Raw genomic sequence first — 17,434 nt, forward strand, 5'->3', positions numbered from 1 at the left:
TCATGGGCGACGATGGCGTGCTAAAGTCACACCTCCGCCGATTGCTGCGATTCCTGCTATTGCTGATGCGACTATTGCGGCAATAGTAAGAGTCTTATTTCCATCCTGCTGAGCTTCGTTAGGATTTCCAGAAGCTTGAGTGTTCTTAGATTCGCTGTTCTGTGATTCGTTGTTTTGAGTGCTGTTATTGTTATTAGAATCCTGAGTTTCTTGCTTATTATCTTCTTGCTTTGACTCAGAGTTCTTCTTGTCTTCAGCATTCTTATTCTCAGCAGACTTATTTGCATCATGTGATTGAGCATTGTTCTGATTTGCAGATGTACTTGTAGCAGAAGATGTGCTACGTGTATGCTGCGTGTTTGCTTTAGTGTTTTTCACTGAAGCTTTCTCATTCGCATGTTCTGCTTTAGTGGACTTCCCAGTTTCACTCTTAACAACAGCCTGTGTAGCGTGATTTTCTGCGGTAGTTGAAGCGAACTCGTTAGACTGTTGTTCAACATCAACAGCAGGAACGCTAACATGCGGTGCTTGCGGAATGAACGGAACATTATTATTTCCCGTGCTGCCAGCGTTTTCAGTGTTGGTTGTGTTTCCAGTGTTACCGGTATTGGTTGTGCTTCCCGTATTACCAGTGTTGCCGTGACCGCTTTCTCCCTCATGACTTGGTTCAACCGGTGGCTTTGGTGTAGGTGGTACTGGAGGAGTTGGAGGTGTCACTGGTGGTGTAACAACAGAATTTGGTGCAACATCTTTCAGCTGTTTCTTGAGTGTTGTTGCAGACGTGCTGAGCTTGTTAGCAGTATCTTGCAGGTTAGTACTCGTTGTTGTCAGAGTTTCTATGAAAGTGACAAACGGTTTATAAGCTGCCAAGAATGTTTCGTTGAGCTCTTGTATAACTTTTTCATCCTTAGTAGTTTTAGTTAAAATTGCTTTCTTTGTTTCAAGATTCTTCTTTATCTCTGCAATCTTGGTTTTAGCAGCTTCAACAATCTTTTGAGCATCAGCAACCTTAGCTTGAGCATCTGTTACAGCAGCCTGAGCAAGTTGAATCTTCTCAACAACAGCTTTCTTTGCAACTTCAACAGCTGATTTTGTATTTTTAACTGTTTCATCAGCATTTTGAGCTTTTGTTTGTAATGCTTTAAGCTGTGTTGTTACTGTGTTCTGAGTACATTTAGCGCCATCAAGAGCGGCTTGAGCAGCTTGAACTTCACTCTTAGCTTCATCAACCTTCTTAGATTCAGCTGTAATCTGCGTTTCAAGAGTCTGAATCGTATGCTGCAGAGTAGATACACTATCCTTAGCTTTTTGAAGCTCGGTATCAGCTTGTTTCTTTGCAGCTTCAGCAGTTGCTACAGCTTCAGTTGCTTTATCAACATTTTCTTGAGCAGTCTTAACATTCTGAGCAAGTGTGCCAGTAACTTCAGCTTGCTTATTGTCGGCAGCAGTGCGAGCTGCGTCAGCATCCTTCTTGGCTTTGGTTGCTTTTGCATTCAACCCTGTTGCTGCTGTTTGCAAGCTTTGAAGTTCGCCCTGAAGCTTCTGAATTTGCTGATCGCGCTTCTCTTTGCTTTCTTGAGATGCTTGAGATGCGGCCTGCTCGGCTTCTTGATACTTCTGCTGAGCAGTAGTCCAAGCCGTCTTCAGCTCAGTAGCCTTATTGGCAGCCTCTTCCTTAGCTTTATTCGCTTCCTGAGAAGCAGTTTTAGACTGTTCAAACGTCGTATTTGCGCTTGCAACAGCTTTCTTAAGCCTTTCAATTTCAGATTTTTTGGAATCAGCATTGCTTATTGAATTAGTAATATTAGTAATTTTAGAATCTATTCTTTGCACTTCAGATTTTGCTTGATTAAGAAGTAGATGAACAATTTCTTGCGGAGCTTCCCACGTTACACCAGTTTGGCTATAGTAATCAACAAGTTCTTGAGCTTTCTTCTTAAGAGCATCAAGCGCGTTCTTTTCCTGATCTTGCAAACCAATTTTAGATTTAGCGGCATCTGCAGCGTCTAAGTTGTTAGCATCGCTCATGTTCAAGTCATAATGCAATTTACGAAGCTCATACTTTTTAACAAACAAATCGTAGTTTGCTTTATTTGCTTCAGCATTCAGCTTTTGCAATTTAGCGATTTCATCTGTAGTTTCAGATGCGCTTCCAGCAGCTTTTTCTTGCTTTAGACTATTCTCATAATTACTAAGAAGCTTCTTGTATTCGGCAACGCTAATCGAAGATTCGTCGCTTCCGTGCCATACAGCCACATCTCCCGCAACATCTTCTTTAGTTGTAGATGTACTTCCAACTATGCGTGTTGTAACTTCTTCCAAGCTCAAGTCGCTTTCAGCGAATCCGCAAGCAGTAATATCTTTGCTAGCAAAATTCGTGTAATGACCCACAGATTCCAAGAAAATGTCCTTAAGATTGCCATTATTATCAGCATCATCTACAAACAACTTAATCTTTGGATGCTGCCACATGTATTGACGTAAATCATAGCGATGTTCTTTAAGAACCTTTTTACCATCATCAGAAATCTTATGTTCTTCATTATTTTTTTCGCCAGTTACAAACGTTCCATTAACAGCCTTGTCGTAACGCTCTTTTTCAACCGTGTACCATCCGCTAAGAGCGTTATACTTTTCTCCATATTTAGTAGAACAAGACGTATTGCCATTTACTGTTACATAGCACTTGCTATATTCCTGATCCTTGTGATTTGTAGAATCGCCGTCGTAATTGCCCCACGCAAGATTTTCTGCAGTTTTGTATGGTGTAGTTTTCATGACTTCGCTACCATCATAACCAGGGTGGTTTATTGCATGATCATGATTTGCACCAGAATAGAAGGAGTTTACAATTGACTCAGCAATCAAGCTAAGACGCACGTTAACATCACCCAACGCCTTTTTCTCTTCAGTACTTGCGCTGTTTTTATCGCTATCTTCTTTGCGTAGCTTGTTGAGCGAATCGTAGTAAGTTGCAGCTTCCTTCATGTTTTGCAATGAATCCGCGCCGCCAACTTTGCCGAGCTTTACAAGATCCTTATACCACATAGGTACTTCTATAACGCGGTCTAGAACATTTTCTGTTTTGCCTTTGTTCTGGACTTGCTTCATGATTTCGACTCTTTTACCGTTCAAAATCTGCTTAGCGCGCTGAGCGTCTTCAAGAAGAGCTTTATCTTCTTTGATAGTAGAATTTTTATAAGTTTCAATCACATAATCCAAGAATCCTGCAAAGTTCGCTGTAGTTTTAGAAGTATCTTTCTTAGCAGCTGCATCTGCAGCTTTCTTAGCTTCTTCTACAGCTTTTTCTGCATCGCTCAACTTTTTAACGTCTGGGTTATTTTTAAGCGCGTCTTCTGCTGAGTTGAGATTGTTTCCAGCGTTATCTAAATCGTTTTGCTTATTTTGAGCGTCCTGAGCTTTTTGAGTTGCTGTAGTATTTGCTTCCTCATAAGCTTGCTTAGCTTCATTTGCTTTCTTCTCTAGCTCTTTTACTTTTTCATTTGATTCTGGAGAGCCAGCGTTTTTCAAACGCTGTATTTCGTTGTTCTTTTCTTCCTGCAGTTTTGCATTTTCTGTTACAGCTTGCTCTGCTTCTTTTTGTGCTTGCTCTTTTTGATCAGCCTCGCTAGAAAGCCTATCTGCTACTCCCTGAGCTTGCTCTTTATTTTGCTTAGCCTTTTCAAGATCGCCTTTAGCGGTATTTAGCTTGCCTTGTTCAGTTTTTACAGTATCTCCAGCTTGAGTCTGTTTTGTTTCTTTAGTTTTAACGTCTTCGTTTGCAGTTTCAAGCTCTGTAGCTTTTGCATCTTTTTCTTTTTGAGTTTCTTTCAGCTTATTTTCAGCAGTCGTCTGGTTTGCTGTTTCCTGATCAAGCACAGCTTTCTTGTCTTTAACTTCTTTGTCAGCCTTATCTACTTCAGTCTGCTGGTTAGATAATTCCTTATCGGCTGCAGTTTTCTGTTCCTTAGCTGTTTCAGCTTCTTTTTTCTTGTTGTCTAATTCAGTCTTAGCTTTGTCTACATCCTTGTTAGCGTCAATGGCTTTGCTGTTAGCATCTTTAACTTCGCTTTCAGCATCCTCGACTTCCTTAGTAACTGTTTCTTTCTGCTCATTAGCTTCATCTACCGCTTTCTGAGCCTCTTTTTTGGCTTTATCTGCAGCATTTTCTCCCTGCTGCACCGCAGGAGTATTTGAGTCAGCTGGTGTATTAGATGGTGGCTCAGTTGCAGCATTGGCAACATTTGCCATTCCGAATAAAGCAAGGGAACTTGCGCCTAATGAGATTGCTACTGCGAGTTTGGCGTTCATATTAACCTCTCCTCTTATATGAATTTAATTTGCAGTTTTATTGCTCTACAAGAACCAGTGAATACCGCAATGTTTTGCGATTAAGTCTCTCGCACCCATTGCGATTTTCTCTGCAGCCTTGCTTCTTATGAGCATTATAATCTTCTGCGGGGGGGGGGTATCAAGTTTTCAACGCGATTTTATCAAATACCTATGGATTAAATATGCGCTAGCGACATTCTCTGTTTGCTGTTGCGAGATAGCTGGATTTGTTACATTTGTCTCGCGCGTGAGGCATTTGTAACGTTTTTTGCCCTAATTTCGTTAGATTTGCATCATTGATGAGGCATTTGTAACGTTTTTTGGCTGATTTTCGTTACATTTGCATCATTTATGATACAAATCTAACGCATGAGCATAGGGTAGAGGCAAAAGTATGGAGTAGAAGCAAAAGCATGGGTGTGGGAGATAGGTACGAAATGCGGGAGCGTGGGTTGATACGAAAAACCGCGGATGACTAGTCGTTATAAGACCAGCCAACCGCGGTTTTGGGCGATTCGCGAGTTACGCTTTAAGCGCTACTTTTTGCGCGTCGTATACATTTGCGTATTAAGTAAAGTAGTGTAACGCTTAATAACTCGTGGACGAATAATCTTCATAGACGCAGTCATTAAGCCGTTTTCTTGCGTAAACTCTTCTGGCAAAATAATGAACTTTCGCACAGATTCTGCGCGTGACACGCCTTCATTGGCAAGATCTATAAATTTTTGCACTTCAGCACGAACGACAGCATTATTAGCAGCCTCTTCCATGCTCATAGTTGCGTCAAGACCCTTGAGTTTAAGCCAATTTCGTAAAGTTTCTTCGTCTAAAGTAACAAGTGCAGAAATAAACGGACGCTTATCTCCAAGAACGAGAGCTTGAGACACAAGTTCGCATCTCTTAATCATCTCTTCAATAGGTCCAGGAGCAACGTTCTTACCGCCAGCAGTAATAATCAAATCCTTCTTACGGCCGGTAATGTAAAGCATGCCATCGTCGTCAATTCGTCCCAAATCGCCTGTTGCATACCATCCATCTTTAGTAAATGAAGTTTCTGTTGCTTCATCGTTTTTGTGATACTTGTGGAATACGCAAGTGCCTTTAATTTGCACTTCGCCGTCGGATGCAATTCGCAAAGTAAAAGCTGGGAATGCAATGCCAACAGAACCTTCTCGGAATGGAACTCCAATAGGAGTAAACGCGCATGGTGCAGTGGTTTCTGTAAGACCATAACCTTCGTAGACAGGAACTCCTGCTCCGCGGAAGAATGAAAGCAATTCAGGATCTAGAGGAGCTCCACCTGCAACAATCCAGCGTGCGCGACCGCCAAGAGCTTGGCGAAGTGGACGATAAACAAGCGGATCGTAAGCAGTGCGGCGAGCTTTAGTAAGAGCCTTAGCGTCACCAAATTCCTGAACTTCCTTCATATACTGTTGAGCCGTCACAACAGCACCCTGGAAAGCCAAGCCTTTAGCACCATGACCAGCCTTCTGCGAAGCTGCATTATAAACCTTCTCAAGAACTCGAGGGACAACAATCATAACTGTAGGTTTTGCAACTTGCAAATCGGAAATCAAAGTAGGAATACCTTGAGCAATATAAATGCGCAACGTACTTGCAACAACAATATAGTTAATTGCTCTTGCAAAAGAGTGTGCTTGAGGAAGGAACAGAAGCACAGAACCGTCTTTTTCGCTAAGCAAATTTGGCAAGTAAACAGGCAAATTCAACGCTGTAGTGCAATAGTGTTCGTGAGTCATTTCCACACCTTTAGGTGCAGCTGTGGAACCAGAAGTGTAAACAATAGAGCACAAGTCTGTTTTCTTTACAGAATCAATGCGAGCATCTAGTTCCTCATCGCTAACAGCGTATCCGAAAGCTTGAAGTTCTGCTAAACCGCCTGTTTCAATGCAAATAATGCGTTCCAAGCTTGGGCATTCTTCAATAGCTCCATCAGCTTTATCTCGCATGTCAGTTGTTTCAACAATAAGGAAACGTGAGTCGGAATTATTCACAATATTGCGAATTTGCTCAGCTGAATCCGTGTCATAAATAGTTGCAAGAACACCGCCGCAAGCCATAACTGCTGCGTCTGTTACATCCCACTCGTATGATGTTTTGCACATAAAAGCAACAGCGTCGCCTTTGCGCAATCCGTAGTGCATCAAACCTTTTGCGGCATCGCGTACTTCTTGAAGGAATTGATTAGCTGTTTTTGTGACCCACTTATCGTTTTCTTTATAAGTGTAGAGAGGGTCGTCACCCATACGTGCTGCGCGATCTGCGTATAAGTCATAAATGCTTGTGCCTTCGTCAAGAGGTGCTGCGCTTTCTGTTTTTGTGGTCAGCAAGCCTGTTTCCGGATCGATAAACGTCGTTGTTGGCATTTGCGCGCCCCACTCTTCTACGTGTGGAAGGCGTTGTTTTTGTGAAAGTAAAGTATTTGTGTTTTCTTGATCCGTATTAAGGTAGTCTGGTTCGCCTGCACGGTCATCGCTGACTGGGTGCGCGAAGTTACTGCCAATACGCAATGCTTTACGGGCAAGATTAAACGCTTGCTGTTGGAGTGCATTAAAAACGGACACATTTGCTCCTTCATTATGCCAAACGGCTTGCGGATTAAGCGCACATCATAGTATCATGCTATGCACTTGCATACTATTAACTATAATAATCGTTTGTATGCTCAAGTAGCAGTTATATTCGATTTGATTAGTAATAATTTTGTATTTGCTATAAGTCGTAGCCTGTCGTTAGAATAGCAAAGTTGCTTTGGCGAGGGAATATGCCGCTAGCTTGTGATTAGCTTGTTGGCAAAGTTCCGTTATCGACTGGGCTGATAGCCTCTTATGGTTTTCGGCGCGTCGGTGCGCCTGAAGCTGGATTAACAAACTAAACTATCCAGACCATAAGGAGACCGATATGGCTACAAAAATTACTCTTGAAGGCGAATTGCGCACTGAGTTTGGTAAGGGTGTTGCTCGTCGTTTGCGCGTAGCTAAGCTGATTCCAGCAAGCCTTTATGCTGGCGGTGCTGAACCAGTGCATGTTACTCTTCCAATGCGCGAAACCACTTTGGCTTTGCGTCACGCTAATGCTTTGTTCACTATTAAGTTTGGCAAGGAATCTCGCATTGCAGTTGTTAAGGATGTTCAGCGTAACCCTGTTAAGCGCATTGTAGAACACATTGACTTCTACGAAGTTAAGGCTGGCGAAAAGATTGACGTTGAAGTTCCAGTCTTCGTTGAAGGCACTCCAAAGGGTGCTGCAGTTGCATTCGTGGATGTCCAGGAGCTCAAGGTTCGCGCAGACGTTGCTAACTTGCCAGAGCGTTTGGTTGTTAACGTTGATGGTTTGACCGACGGCACCAAGGTGTTTGCTAAGGATGTCAAGCTTCCTGAGGGTGTTGAGCTCGATATGGATGGCGAAGAATCCGTTGTTAGCGTCACTGTTCCTGAAGATGCTGCTACAGCCGAAGCTGCTGCTCCAGCTGCTGATGCTGCCCCTGCTGCCGCTCCAGCTGCAGAAGAAAAGTAAGTTATAAAATAAGTTAACGTATTTAATTACTAATTAACTTATAACTTATAGCTTATAAAAATAGTTTAAAATTTTAAGCCGCATAAGTCAGTTCTTATGCGGCTTTTTCGTATAAAATCATTTAATTTGCTAAATAAATTTTACTTTAAAACGTATTTTTTGAAATATTTTTTAAAAAATTTTGGCGTGTAAGTTTTGCGAAAAACAAGAATCGTATTATTCTATACGTTAATTGCGGTAAAAGGCAAGTAGAAATAATCCACATAGAAAAGAGACATAATGGCTGATTTAGAAGTAGCTCCAGAGTTTTCTGACGCTTATGAGTCTTATGATCATAGCGATACAGCTCTGTTGAACAAATTGGCTGGCAACTTTGAAGTTCTGCCGAATGATAATCCAGTTTCGGACGCAAAGCGCAACGAACTTATTGATAAGCCTGCTTTCGGTCAGATTTTCTCCGACAATATGGTTCATATGTCTTGGACTAAAGGCGAAGGATGGTCTGATCGTCGTGTAGAGCCTTATGGTCCATTGAAAATGGATCCAGGTGCATCTGTGTTGCACTATGCTCAGGAATGCTTTGAAGGTTTGAAGGCTTACAAGCGCGCTGATGGCTCTATTTGGCTTTTCCGTCCAGATATTAACGCTGCTCGCTTCCAAAATTCTGCTAAGCGTTTGTATTTGCCGGAACTTTCTATTGATGATTTTATTGGATCGGTTGCAGCTTTGGTAAAGCGAGATAAGCAATGGGTCCCAAGCCGTCGAGAGTATACGCTTTACATGCGTCCATTCATGTTTGCTTCTGAGCCGTTCCTTGGTGTGCGCGAAGCTCACGAAGTTGAATACTGTGTTATTGCTTCTCCATCTGGTCCATATTTCAAGGGTGGTTTGAAGCCTGTTAGCATTTGGGTTGAAGATCAGTGGTTCCGCACTGGTCCTGGTGGTACTGGTTTTGCTAAGTGCGGCGGAAATTACGCTGCTTCCTTGCTCGGTGAATACAAGGGCATTGAGCACGGTTGTGAACAGGTGTGCTTCGTTGATGCTGCAACCAAGACATATTTGGAAGAGCTTGGCGGCATGAACATGTTCGCACTCCACAAGGATGGTCATTTGGAAACTCCATCTCTTACTGGCAGCATTCTTCCTGGCGTTACACGTCGTTCTTTGATTCAGCTTGCTGAGGAAGCAGGTCATAAGGTTGTTGAAACCATGATTCCTCTTCAAGGATTGCTTGACGACATTCGTTCTGGCGAGGTTACTGAAGTCTTTGCTTGTGGTACTGCTGCAATCATTACTCCAATTGGTCGCTTTAAGTCCGATGAATTCGATCTTAAGGTTGCCGATGGTGGCGTTGGTGAGTTGACTCAAGCTTTGCGCGACGAGTTACTCGGCATTCAGCTCGGTGATGTCGAAGACAAGCATAATTGGATGTGGAAAGTTTGCGACTAATTTATATAAGTTAGTTAATATTATTTAATCTAATATTGCTTATGGCGCGTCGTACTCTATATTTATATATCGTATAGAGTGCGGCGCGTTTGCTTGTTGCGCGCAATGTTTCGGTGAATTTGTTTGAAGGGAAATGTTTTGGAAGGCGCGTTAGGGGACAACATCTTCTTTCTTATAGTTGAGTATGTTGCTATGGGATGTTGTGGCATGGTTGGCGGCATGTGGGCTATTCGTAAAAAGTACGATGTTTTTGCCATTATTGCCACTTCTTGGATTACTGCGTTGGGCGGTGGAATTGTGCGCGATGTTTTACTTGGAGCGTTGCCGCCAGTCGGAATTGCTGACCATGGTTTTGTGATTACTGGATTACTTTCCGGCGTAATTGTCGCGGTTGCGCACCCAGAGATTGATAAGTGGCGTTGGTTTATGCTTACGATTGATGCGCTAGCTTTGGGATTATTCGCTGTGAACGGCACAGCAAAAGGCTTAGATTTTCATATGTCGGGCACGACTTCAGTATTTTTAGGAATGGCAACTGCTTTGGGAGGCGGTTTGATTCGCGACATGATTTTGAACCAAGTTCCTGTTATTGTGCGAGATAAGCATTGGTATGCTTTACCTGCTGCTTTTGGATGTGTATTAACTGTTTTTGTTGTAAAAGCAAAGCATGCAGGTTACTTTGGTTTAACTGTTGAAATATTGCTTGATGTTCTTATTGTTGTTCTTGTTGTTGCAATGCGCTTGTTGTCTGTGAAACTAGATTTAACTTTATTTGGAGCAATGAATCGCACGGAACCTATTAAGGTTAGACGTCCTCGTATTCGTCGTATTAATAATCATCGTCGCTAATATTGCATACGATGATAAAAATAATCCCCAGCACCGATTGGTACTGGGGATTTTCCTTACATGCTGTGTTATGCAGTTACCTGCACAAACTTCACAGAGCGTTAATCGCTACAGCAAGACCAGACTTGCGGTTTGCAGCCTGATTCTTGTGAATCACGCCACGACCTGCAGCCTTGTCAAGCTTCTGAGCGGCTACTGCGAAAGCGGCCTGCGCTGCAGCCTTATCACCAGCGGTGATGGCTTCACGAGTAGCACGAATAGCGGTCTTCAAAGCAGACTTTACTGCTACGTTACGCTTGTGTGCTTTCTCGTTGGTGAGAACACGCTTTTTCTGCGACTTAATGTTTGCCACTGTTACTCCAAACGACGTTTGCTATATAAGGACATACAAAGAGTAAGCATAGCATGCTTCTTGGATAACGTTATTACTTACTGTGGTGCGAGTTTTTCTGATGTTTCTTTTCGTAAACTAGGGTAGTAGAGTTGGTAAGATTAATTACTTGCGTAGCTTACGCAATTTAATCCTATCCGCGTATTTAATAAGGAGATGCTTGCTTTGATTACACCGCATAACCAGCCAGGATTTACGGATCAATCGTTGATACGCAATTTCTGCATTATTGCGCATATAGATCACGGCAAGTCCACTGTAGCAGATCGCATTTTACAACTTTCAGGAATTGTGCCAGAGCGTGAAATGCGAGACCGTTTCTTGGATCGCATGGATATTGAGCAAGAGCGCGGTATTACTATTAAATCGCAGGCTGTTCGAGTTCCTTGGACTTTTGAAGGCAAAGAGTATTCTCTCGGCATGATTGATACTCCTGGACACGTCGATTTTACTTACGAAGTTTCGCGTGCGCTGGCAGCATGCGAAGGTGCTGTGCTGTTAGTAGATGCTACTCAAGGCATTGAAGCGCAAACGCTTTCTAATCTTTATATGGCAATTGACCACAATTTGACGATTATCCCTGTTCTTAACAAAATCGATTTGCCTAGCGCTGAACCAGATAAGCATGCTGAAGAGATAGCTGGTTTAATTGGTTGCAAGCCGGAGGACGTGTTGCGCGTTTCTGGTAAAACCGGCGAAGGCGTAAAAGATCTTCTTGACCAAATCGTGCTGGAAGTTCCAGCCCCAAGCGGAAATCCTGATTCTCCTGCTCGCGCTCTTATTTTTGATTCAGTATACGATTCGTATCGCGGAATCGTCACCTATATTCGTATGGTTGATGGCGAACTTAAGTCGCGCGAAAAATTGCATATGATGGGAATCGGCATGACGCACGATCCTATTGAAATCGGCGTTATTAGCCCAGATATGACTCCAACTAAGGCACTTGGAGCCGGAGAAGTAGGCTATGTAATCACAGGTGCAAAAGACGTGAGTCAATCTAAAGTTGGTGACACCATTACCAGCGCCGTAAATCCTGCATCTGAGCCTTTGGACGGTTATCGCGATCCTAAACCTATGGTTTACGCAGGTCTTTTCCCGATTGATAACGCGCAATTCCCAGATCTTCGAGATGCTCTCGACAAGCTAAAACTTAACGACGCTGCTCTTATTTACGAGCCAGAAACGTCTGTTGCGTTGGGCTTTGGTTTCCGTTGCGGATTCTTGGGTCTTCTTCATATGGAGATTGTTTCCGAGCGTTTAAGCCGCGAGTTTGGCTTGGATCTTATTTCCACTGCTCCTAACGTAACTTACGATGTTACTAGCGAAGATGGTAAAGAGCATCACGTAACAAATCCTAGCGAGTTTCCAGAAGGTAAGATTAAGCGCATTATTGAGCCAATGGTTGCTGCCGATATTATTACGCCGAAAGAATTTATTGGTGCTGTAATGGATTTGTGCCAGGAACATCGCGGAGAAATGGGCACAATGGAATATATTAGTGCCGACCGCGTGGAAATGCATTACAGGATTCCTCTTGCAGAAATCGTTTTTGACTTCTTCGATCAGCTTAAAAGTCGTACAAAGGGCTACGCTTCTCTTGACTACCACGAGGATGGCGAGCAGTCTGCGGATCTTGTGAAAGTTGATATTCTTATTCAGGGAGAAAAGGTTGACGCTTTTAGTGCAATCGTGCACCGCGATAAGGCTTATTCTTATGGCGTTATGATGACTAAGAAGCTTCGTGGACTTATTCCTCGCCAGCAGTTTGAGATTCCAATTCAGGCTGCAATCGGCTCTAGAATTATTGCTCGCGAAACTATTAGCGCACTTCGAAAAGATGTGCTCGCTAAATGCTACGGCGGAGATATTACGCGTAAACGTAAGCTTCTTGAAAAGCAGAAGGCTGGTAAGAAGCGCATGAAGATGCTTGGTCACGTTGAAGTTCCGCAGGAAGCATTCGTTGCGGCCTTGGCTACAGACGAGAGCGCAAACGACAGAGACACTAAAGATAAGATTCGTGCAGCGCAAAAGTCCGAAGGATGAGTTTAGAGTTGGATGCTGAATTAAATAAATCAGCTATGCAAACTAAAAGTATGCCTTTTGAAGTGTACGTGCACGTGCCGTTTTGTTTGCGTCGCTGCGGATATTGCGATTTTAACACTTATACGGCTCGCGATTTAGGAGAGGGAGCAAGTCGCGAAGGGTACGCGGATGTTGCGATTCTAGAGATGCAACTTGTAAAAAAATGGCAGGAATATCACGGAATTTTCGAGCCTAAAACGCAATCTGTTTTCTTCGGCGGCGGCACTCCAACAGTTCTTAAAGCGCAAGATTTAGTGCGAATTTTGCAAGAAATACGTAACTTGTGGGGATTTAAAACCGGAGCGGAAATAACTACTGAAGCAAATCCAGACACTGCTGACGAAAAGTATATTGAAACGCTTGCAGAAGGCGGATTTACTCGAATATCTTTCGGAATGCAATCGGCTGTTTCGCACGTACTAAAAACACTTGACCGCACGCATACTCCAGAAAATGTTGCGCGAGGAGTAAATGCGGCGAATGCTTGTGGTTTGCGTTCAAGTGTTGACTTGATTTATGGTGCTCCGGGGGAGAGTTTAGACGATTGGCGAAAGTCAGTAGAAATGGCTTTAAGCCTAGGAGTTAACCATATTTCTGCATATGCGCTAACGGTAGAGCCGCGCACAAAAATGGGTCGTCAAATCGCTGCTGGCACTATTCAAGCGCCAAACGACGATGATGAAGCTCAAAAATACGAATTGGCAGACGAGCTTTTTAGTTCTGCTGGATTAAAGTGGTATGAGATTTCTAATTGGGCGCGTCCTGGTTTTGAGTCTCGTCACAATCTTGGATACTGGCGAAACATTGATTGGGCTGGGATTGGGCCTGGAGCGCACTCGCACTACAATTCTGCAAATCACATCAGTAAACAAAGCATGGATGATGACGCTTCTTTAGCTAATCCAAACGAGTTTTATAACCTTCGCTCATGGGATATTTTGCATCCAAAACATTGGGCTCATGCTATTAATGCAGGAAACGTGCCGTGGCAAAACTACGAGTGTATCAATGCAGAAGATGCTCTTATTGAAGAAGTAATGCTTGGGCTTCGCATTAAAGAAGGGCTTGATATTTTGCAATTGTGCGAAAAAATGCGCGAAACTAATAATGTGTTCGACGATTCGCATTTGCAAAAAGTGTTACGCGAAGTGTGTAAGGAAGACTTGGCAGTATTGCACGAAAATCGCATTATTGCAACGCGCAAAGGTAGGTTGCTCAACGATTTATTAATAGAAAGAATTGTCGACGCGTGTGAAGAAGGTATGACCGTGCTAAAATAGTGCGTATTGTGTTATAAATGCTTGATATAAGAAAATTCAATGTAGAAAGGAATAATCATGGCAAACCGCAAAGAGCGTCGCGCGAAGGAAAGGCAGAGCCGCAAGGGGATTCCTTCTCAATATGATGAAACAAAAGGTCGCGCTCGCGGAGGCATGATTGACGAATATAATTTACAAGAACGTTCTAGAAGACTTCAAGAGAGGGGAACTGGTCCTTGGAAGCCAACTTCTAACGTGACAGCTGAAGAAGAAAGAATTGCTCGAAATATTCGTCGAACTGAATCAGTAGACGACACTTGGAACGCAGTTCGTAAGGTTATTGGCGTTTGCTCTTGGGCTGTGATTTTGGTTTCCGCGTTTGCTTTCTTGGTGATAATGTGGCTTCCTAACCAGCCTATTGTGCTTGTTGTAACTGTTGCAGTTCTGTTTGCGCTGGGCGTATTTGGCTTGTTCTTTAGCTTCAGTAATTCTAAACAGAATCCTCGCCTTGACGAGCACGGCACTGCGATTTAGGCGTACTTATAAAATAGGAATGTTCTTTAATAAACTAAGGCGGGCACTTGCTAATAACAACGTGCTCGCCTTAGTTGTTTGTGTGCGCTCCTACCTGCTTTCGCGCTTAGAGCGTAGCGCGCGAATGCAACTCGGAGCGGAAACTCGCTTAAGTTGGAAGTCCAGTGGACTTCCAACGCGAGTTTCGTAAGCGAGCGCTTATTCCTCACGGCTATTGGTAGCCGTTCGGCTGATTTGGCATGTGAAGCACATCGTGCTTCACATGCCAAATCACGCTTTGAAAGAGCTTGAAATCCTGTTGATTTCAAGCTCGGCCAGAGCGCGCGCGAGCGCATACTGCGCGAATAACGATAAACCGTCAATATTCGTTACTAACGCAGTACGCAATCTGCATCAGTAACGATAAACCGCCAATATTCGTTACTAACGCAGTACGCAATCTGCATCAGTAACGATAAACCGCCAATATTCGTTACTAACGCAGCGCACAATCTGCACCAGTAACGAATAAACGTTATTGAGCGTTACTTGCGCAGTTAAAGCTTGTGCAGTTACACAATAGGATGATTTACGTAATAGTCGTGAATAGACTTCTTGGAAATTATTTCCTCGCTGCCTTGATTCGCAGGTACACCGATTCTCGCGCGAATCCACGGATCTTCTTTATGCGTTCTTTCGCTGAGCTGATTTCCTGTAAGATTTCCAAGTTTTGCACACACTTCCTCTATAATCTTCACCTGCTCATATTCTAAAGTTGCGCATCTTTCTGGAAGAGAAATCAGTAGTTCTTCTTTGCGAATTGTGAATCTTCCTCGATGCCTGTTAAATAATTCCAATGAAACTGGACCGTTCGTCCAAGCTTCAAAATCTTCCGGAAATAGCGACAATCCAGTTGTAGCTAAACTGTGCGCTTGAGAATAATACACAAGCTTTTGCAGCTTCATAGTTGTCATTGGCCCCATAATTTCCAATATTTTTGCCGCTACGTTAATAATGCCCATCGCGCACCTCCTTTTTCTCTGCAACAAATTAATAGCGATTTTATGAATGGAAAAAGTGAGCGTCAATTCGATTAAAGAAATGTGGACAACTTTTATTATGCGTAGTTTTTGGCTTGCGTAGTTTTTGCTTGCGTTAATTTTGTGAATCTATAAGCGCGTAGCCATGTCTTACAAGCACAGATTTAAGTTGCGTAAGATAAGCGAGTGAAGCTTTTGAAAGCTTCGTGCGCTCGTTTGTAATCCAGCCAACAAGCATAGTGTCATCACATTCAAGCGGAATAGTGACAATTTTTTCATTGTTTAAATCGCCGTTATCTATTCCAGTGCAAACAGTATAACCATTCAACCCAATAATAAAGTTTAAAATGGTAGCGCGGTCAGAAACGTTGATTTTTTTCGGTGGGCGAGTAGGCCAAACAGCCTCTTCTGCGAAGAAGAAACTTCCTTCTTCTCCCTGTTCGTATTGAATAAACGGGTACGGTTTTAAATCTTCCAAGCTCAAGCTTTTTCGCACTGCAAGCGGATTATTTCTAGAAAGAAAAACATGCAATTTTGCACGGAAAAGCGGGTGGAACTCCAAATGTTTTTCACGAAGCAGCTTGCCGATTACATCCTTGTTGTAGTCAGAAAGATAAAGAATTCCAATGTCTGCGCGCATATCGCTTACTTGCTTAATAATATTTTTTGTGCGTGTCTCGCGAATTGAAAACTCGTATTCATCAGAATGAATACTGCGAATCATGTCGACGAATGCTTCAACAGCAAACATATAGTGTTGTGTTGCAACGCTGCATAATTGTGGGCGAGGCTTAGTACTTTTGTATCGTTCTTCAAGAAGATCTGCCTGCTCAATTACTTGTCGAGCGTACGTCAAAAATTCCGCTCCATCAGCTGTTAATGCAATTCCTTGAGTGGATCTAGTGAAAATCTCAATATTAAGCTCTCTTTCAAGCTCTTTTACAGAAGAGCTCAATGCTGGTTGTGAAATATATAATGCTCGTGCTGCTTCGTTCATTGAACCGCAGTCAACAATTTTTACAATATATTTCAGTTGTAGCAAAGTCATATGAGCTTCTTTCGTGAGCTAAAAGTTAAAATAATTATCAAAAATCACATAAATGAGCCGCTAACGAATCTAGCAAAAGGTATAGGCATAACCTAATTATTAGTTTCCATAACTATAGTTTCCATGACCTTAGTAATATAATATAAGCTAAATATTTAAGCAATTATTAAAGATTTACTCCCACTGAAGCTAAATCCTTACGCGCTTGCTCTGCAGTTGTAAAAACAAATCCATGCATGCCAACTCTATGAGCTCCATCAATATTTGCTGGCTTATCGTCGAAGAAAACAGTTGTTTGCGGATTCAATCCAAATCTACTTATAGCAAGTTCAAAAATTTCCGGTTCTGGCTTATGCAAATGCTCAACACCGGAAATAATAGTTCCTTGCAGAAGAGTAGAAAGTTCTGGGAATTTTTTAAGCGCCAACGGGAAAGTTTCTTTAGACCAATTTGTTAAGCCCCATACGCCGTATCCAGCTTTACGTAAATCATGCAATAAATCAACCATTCCAGGCATCATGCGCGTCAAAACTTGGTCATAATGAGCGCAATACCAACGGAAAGCCTCAGCAAGTTCGCTTCCAAAGCGACGTTCGTATTCAGGCATAAGATCTTTCAAAAGCTCGCCGCCATCCATGCGGTCCTCAAATTCATAGAACCCGGCTAAATCGTTCTTTCCAAAGCTTCCATTAGGGCAAATAGTATCAACTAAATTCGGGAATTGCTTTTGCAAACAGTTTCGGCAATTCCATTCGAGTAGAACTTTGCAATAGTCAAACATGACGTCATGAATCTCAATATTTTGTGCGTTAGTCATTTGTTTCTACTGCTCCTATTTGTTTCATACGTTATTTTATATTCTCGTATTTTGTTTCGTGCGTTAATTTTGCTCGTTAATTTTGCTCGTTAATTTTGCGCATTACTGATATTA

At 42.6% G+C, this 17,434-nt stretch carries 12 protein-coding genes; 6 read left to right on the forward strand and 6 right to left on the reverse strand.

Going from position 1 to position 17,434, the window contains the following annotated elements:
• Together AC1EK3_RS01340 and AC1EK3_RS01345 are read right to left on the reverse strand one after the other, a co-directional pair.
• Positions 1-4,311, reverse strand: coding sequence for a coiled-coil domain-containing protein (locus tag AC1EK3_RS01340; protein WP_480033483.1), 4,311 nt, complete (start codon positions 4,309-4,311; stop codon positions 1-3).
• A gap of 557 nt (positions 4,312-4,868) precedes the next feature.
• Positions 4,869-6,917: an AMP-dependent synthetase/ligase gene (locus AC1EK3_RS01345; RefSeq protein WP_415682926.1), complete on the reverse strand. Its 2,049-nt coding sequence runs from the start codon at positions 6,915-6,917 to the stop codon at positions 4,869-4,871.
• A 337-nt stretch (positions 6,918-7,254) separates the two neighbouring features.
• On the opposite strand from AC1EK3_RS01345, the gene AC1EK3_RS01350 reads away from it, so the two are divergent.
• From AC1EK3_RS01350 to AC1EK3_RS01360, 3 genes are all read left to right on the forward strand, one after another.
• Positions 7,255-7,869 (forward strand): 50S ribosomal protein L25/general stress protein Ctc, encoded by a 615-nt coding sequence (locus AC1EK3_RS01350; RefSeq protein WP_480033482.1) that lies wholly within the window; start codon positions 7,255-7,257, stop codon positions 7,867-7,869.
• A gap of 279 nt (positions 7,870-8,148) precedes the next feature.
• Positions 8,149-9,318 (forward strand): branched-chain amino acid aminotransferase, encoded by a 1,170-nt coding sequence (locus tag AC1EK3_RS01355; RefSeq protein WP_004106516.1) that lies wholly within the window; start codon positions 8,149-8,151, stop codon positions 9,316-9,318.
• Between the two features lie 138 nt (positions 9,319-9,456).
• Complete coding sequence (locus AC1EK3_RS01360; RefSeq protein ID WP_480033492.1) at positions 9,457-10,167, forward strand: trimeric intracellular cation channel family protein; 711 nt, start codon at positions 9,457-9,459, stop codon at positions 10,165-10,167.
• Between the two features lie 91 nt (positions 10,168-10,258).
• Here the strand turns inward: AC1EK3_RS01360 and rpsT are convergent, their stop codons facing one another.
• Entirely contained in the window at positions 10,259-10,519 is a 261-nt protein-coding gene (rpsT, locus tag AC1EK3_RS01365) for a 30S ribosomal protein S20 (protein WP_004127335.1), read from the reverse strand.
• A 204-nt stretch (positions 10,520-10,723) separates the two neighbouring features.
• Between rpsT and lepA the strand changes: the two genes are divergently transcribed.
• Genes lepA through AC1EK3_RS01380 form a run of 3 tightly spaced genes read left to right on the forward strand, consistent with a single transcriptional unit; the run spans position 10,724 to position 14,436 of the window.
• Positions 10,724-12,604, forward strand: coding sequence for a translation elongation factor 4 (lepA, locus tag AC1EK3_RS01370; protein ID WP_480033481.1), 1,881 nt, complete (start codon positions 10,724-10,726; stop codon positions 12,602-12,604).
• Complete coding sequence (gene hemW / locus AC1EK3_RS01375; protein WP_480033480.1) at positions 12,601-13,923, forward strand: radical SAM family heme chaperone HemW; 1,323 nt, start codon at positions 12,601-12,603, stop codon at positions 13,921-13,923. The genes lepA and hemW overlap by 4 nt, the downstream gene beginning before the upstream one ends.
• Positions 13,924-13,980: 57 nt before the next feature.
• On the forward strand, positions 13,981-14,436 hold the full coding sequence (locus tag AC1EK3_RS01380) for a tripartite tricarboxylate transporter TctB family protein (RefSeq protein ID WP_415687179.1): 456 nt from the start codon (positions 13,981-13,983) through the stop codon (positions 14,434-14,436).
• 551 nt (positions 14,437-14,987) lie between these two features.
• Here the strand turns inward: AC1EK3_RS01380 and AC1EK3_RS01385 are convergent.
• The 3 genes from AC1EK3_RS01385 to AC1EK3_RS01395 all read right to left on the reverse strand — a co-directional run bounded on the left by AC1EK3_RS01385 (position 14,988) and on the right by AC1EK3_RS01395 (position 17,320).
• A complete protein-coding gene (locus AC1EK3_RS01385; protein ID WP_415689820.1) occupies positions 14,988-15,437 on the reverse strand; it encodes a Panacea domain-containing protein in 450 nt (149 codons plus the stop codon).
• Between the two features lie 133 nt (positions 15,438-15,570).
• Positions 15,571-16,503, reverse strand: coding sequence for a LysR family transcriptional regulator (locus tag AC1EK3_RS01390; protein WP_391495820.1), 933 nt, complete (start codon positions 16,501-16,503; stop codon positions 15,571-15,573).
• A 166-nt stretch (positions 16,504-16,669) separates the two neighbouring features.
• Positions 16,670-17,320: an HAD family hydrolase gene (locus AC1EK3_RS01395; RefSeq protein ID WP_480033479.1), complete on the reverse strand. Its 651-nt coding sequence runs from the start codon at positions 17,318-17,320 to the stop codon at positions 16,670-16,672.
• Positions 17,321-17,434: the final 114 nt, after the last annotated feature.

The sequence above is a fragment of the Gardnerella sp. C0026F2 genome, assembly GCF_056590715.1.

What these genes read in the sequence shown, in the direction of transcription:
- AC1EK3_RS01390 (WP_391495820.1), bottom strand. Translation starts at nt 16,503, where the DNA reads ATGACTTTGCTACAACTGAAATATATTGTAAAAATTGTTGACTGCGGT.
- AC1EK3_RS01395 (WP_480033479.1), bottom strand. Translation starts at nt 17,320, where the DNA reads ATGACTAACGCACAAAATATTGAGATTCATGACGTCATGTTTGACTAT.
- hemW (WP_480033480.1), top strand. Translation starts at nt 12,601, where the DNA reads ATGAGTTTAGAGTTGGATGCTGAATTAAATAAATCAGCTATGCAAACT.
- AC1EK3_RS01350 (WP_480033482.1), top strand. Translation starts at nt 7,255, where the DNA reads ATGGCTACAAAAATTACTCTTGAAGGCGAATTGCGCACTGAGTTTGGT.
- AC1EK3_RS01355 (WP_004106516.1), top strand. Translation starts at nt 8,149, where the DNA reads ATGGCTGATTTAGAAGTAGCTCCAGAGTTTTCTGACGCTTATGAGTCT.
- AC1EK3_RS01380 (WP_415687179.1), top strand. Translation starts at nt 13,981, where the DNA reads ATGGCAAACCGCAAAGAGCGTCGCGCGAAGGAAAGGCAGAGCCGCAAG.
- AC1EK3_RS01385 (WP_415689820.1), bottom strand. Translation starts at nt 15,437, where the DNA reads ATGGGCATTATTAACGTAGCGGCAAAAATATTGGAAATTATGGGGCCA.
- AC1EK3_RS01340 (WP_480033483.1), bottom strand. Translation starts at nt 4,311, where the DNA reads ATGAACGCCAAACTCGCAGTAGCAATCTCATTAGGCGCAAGTTCCCTT.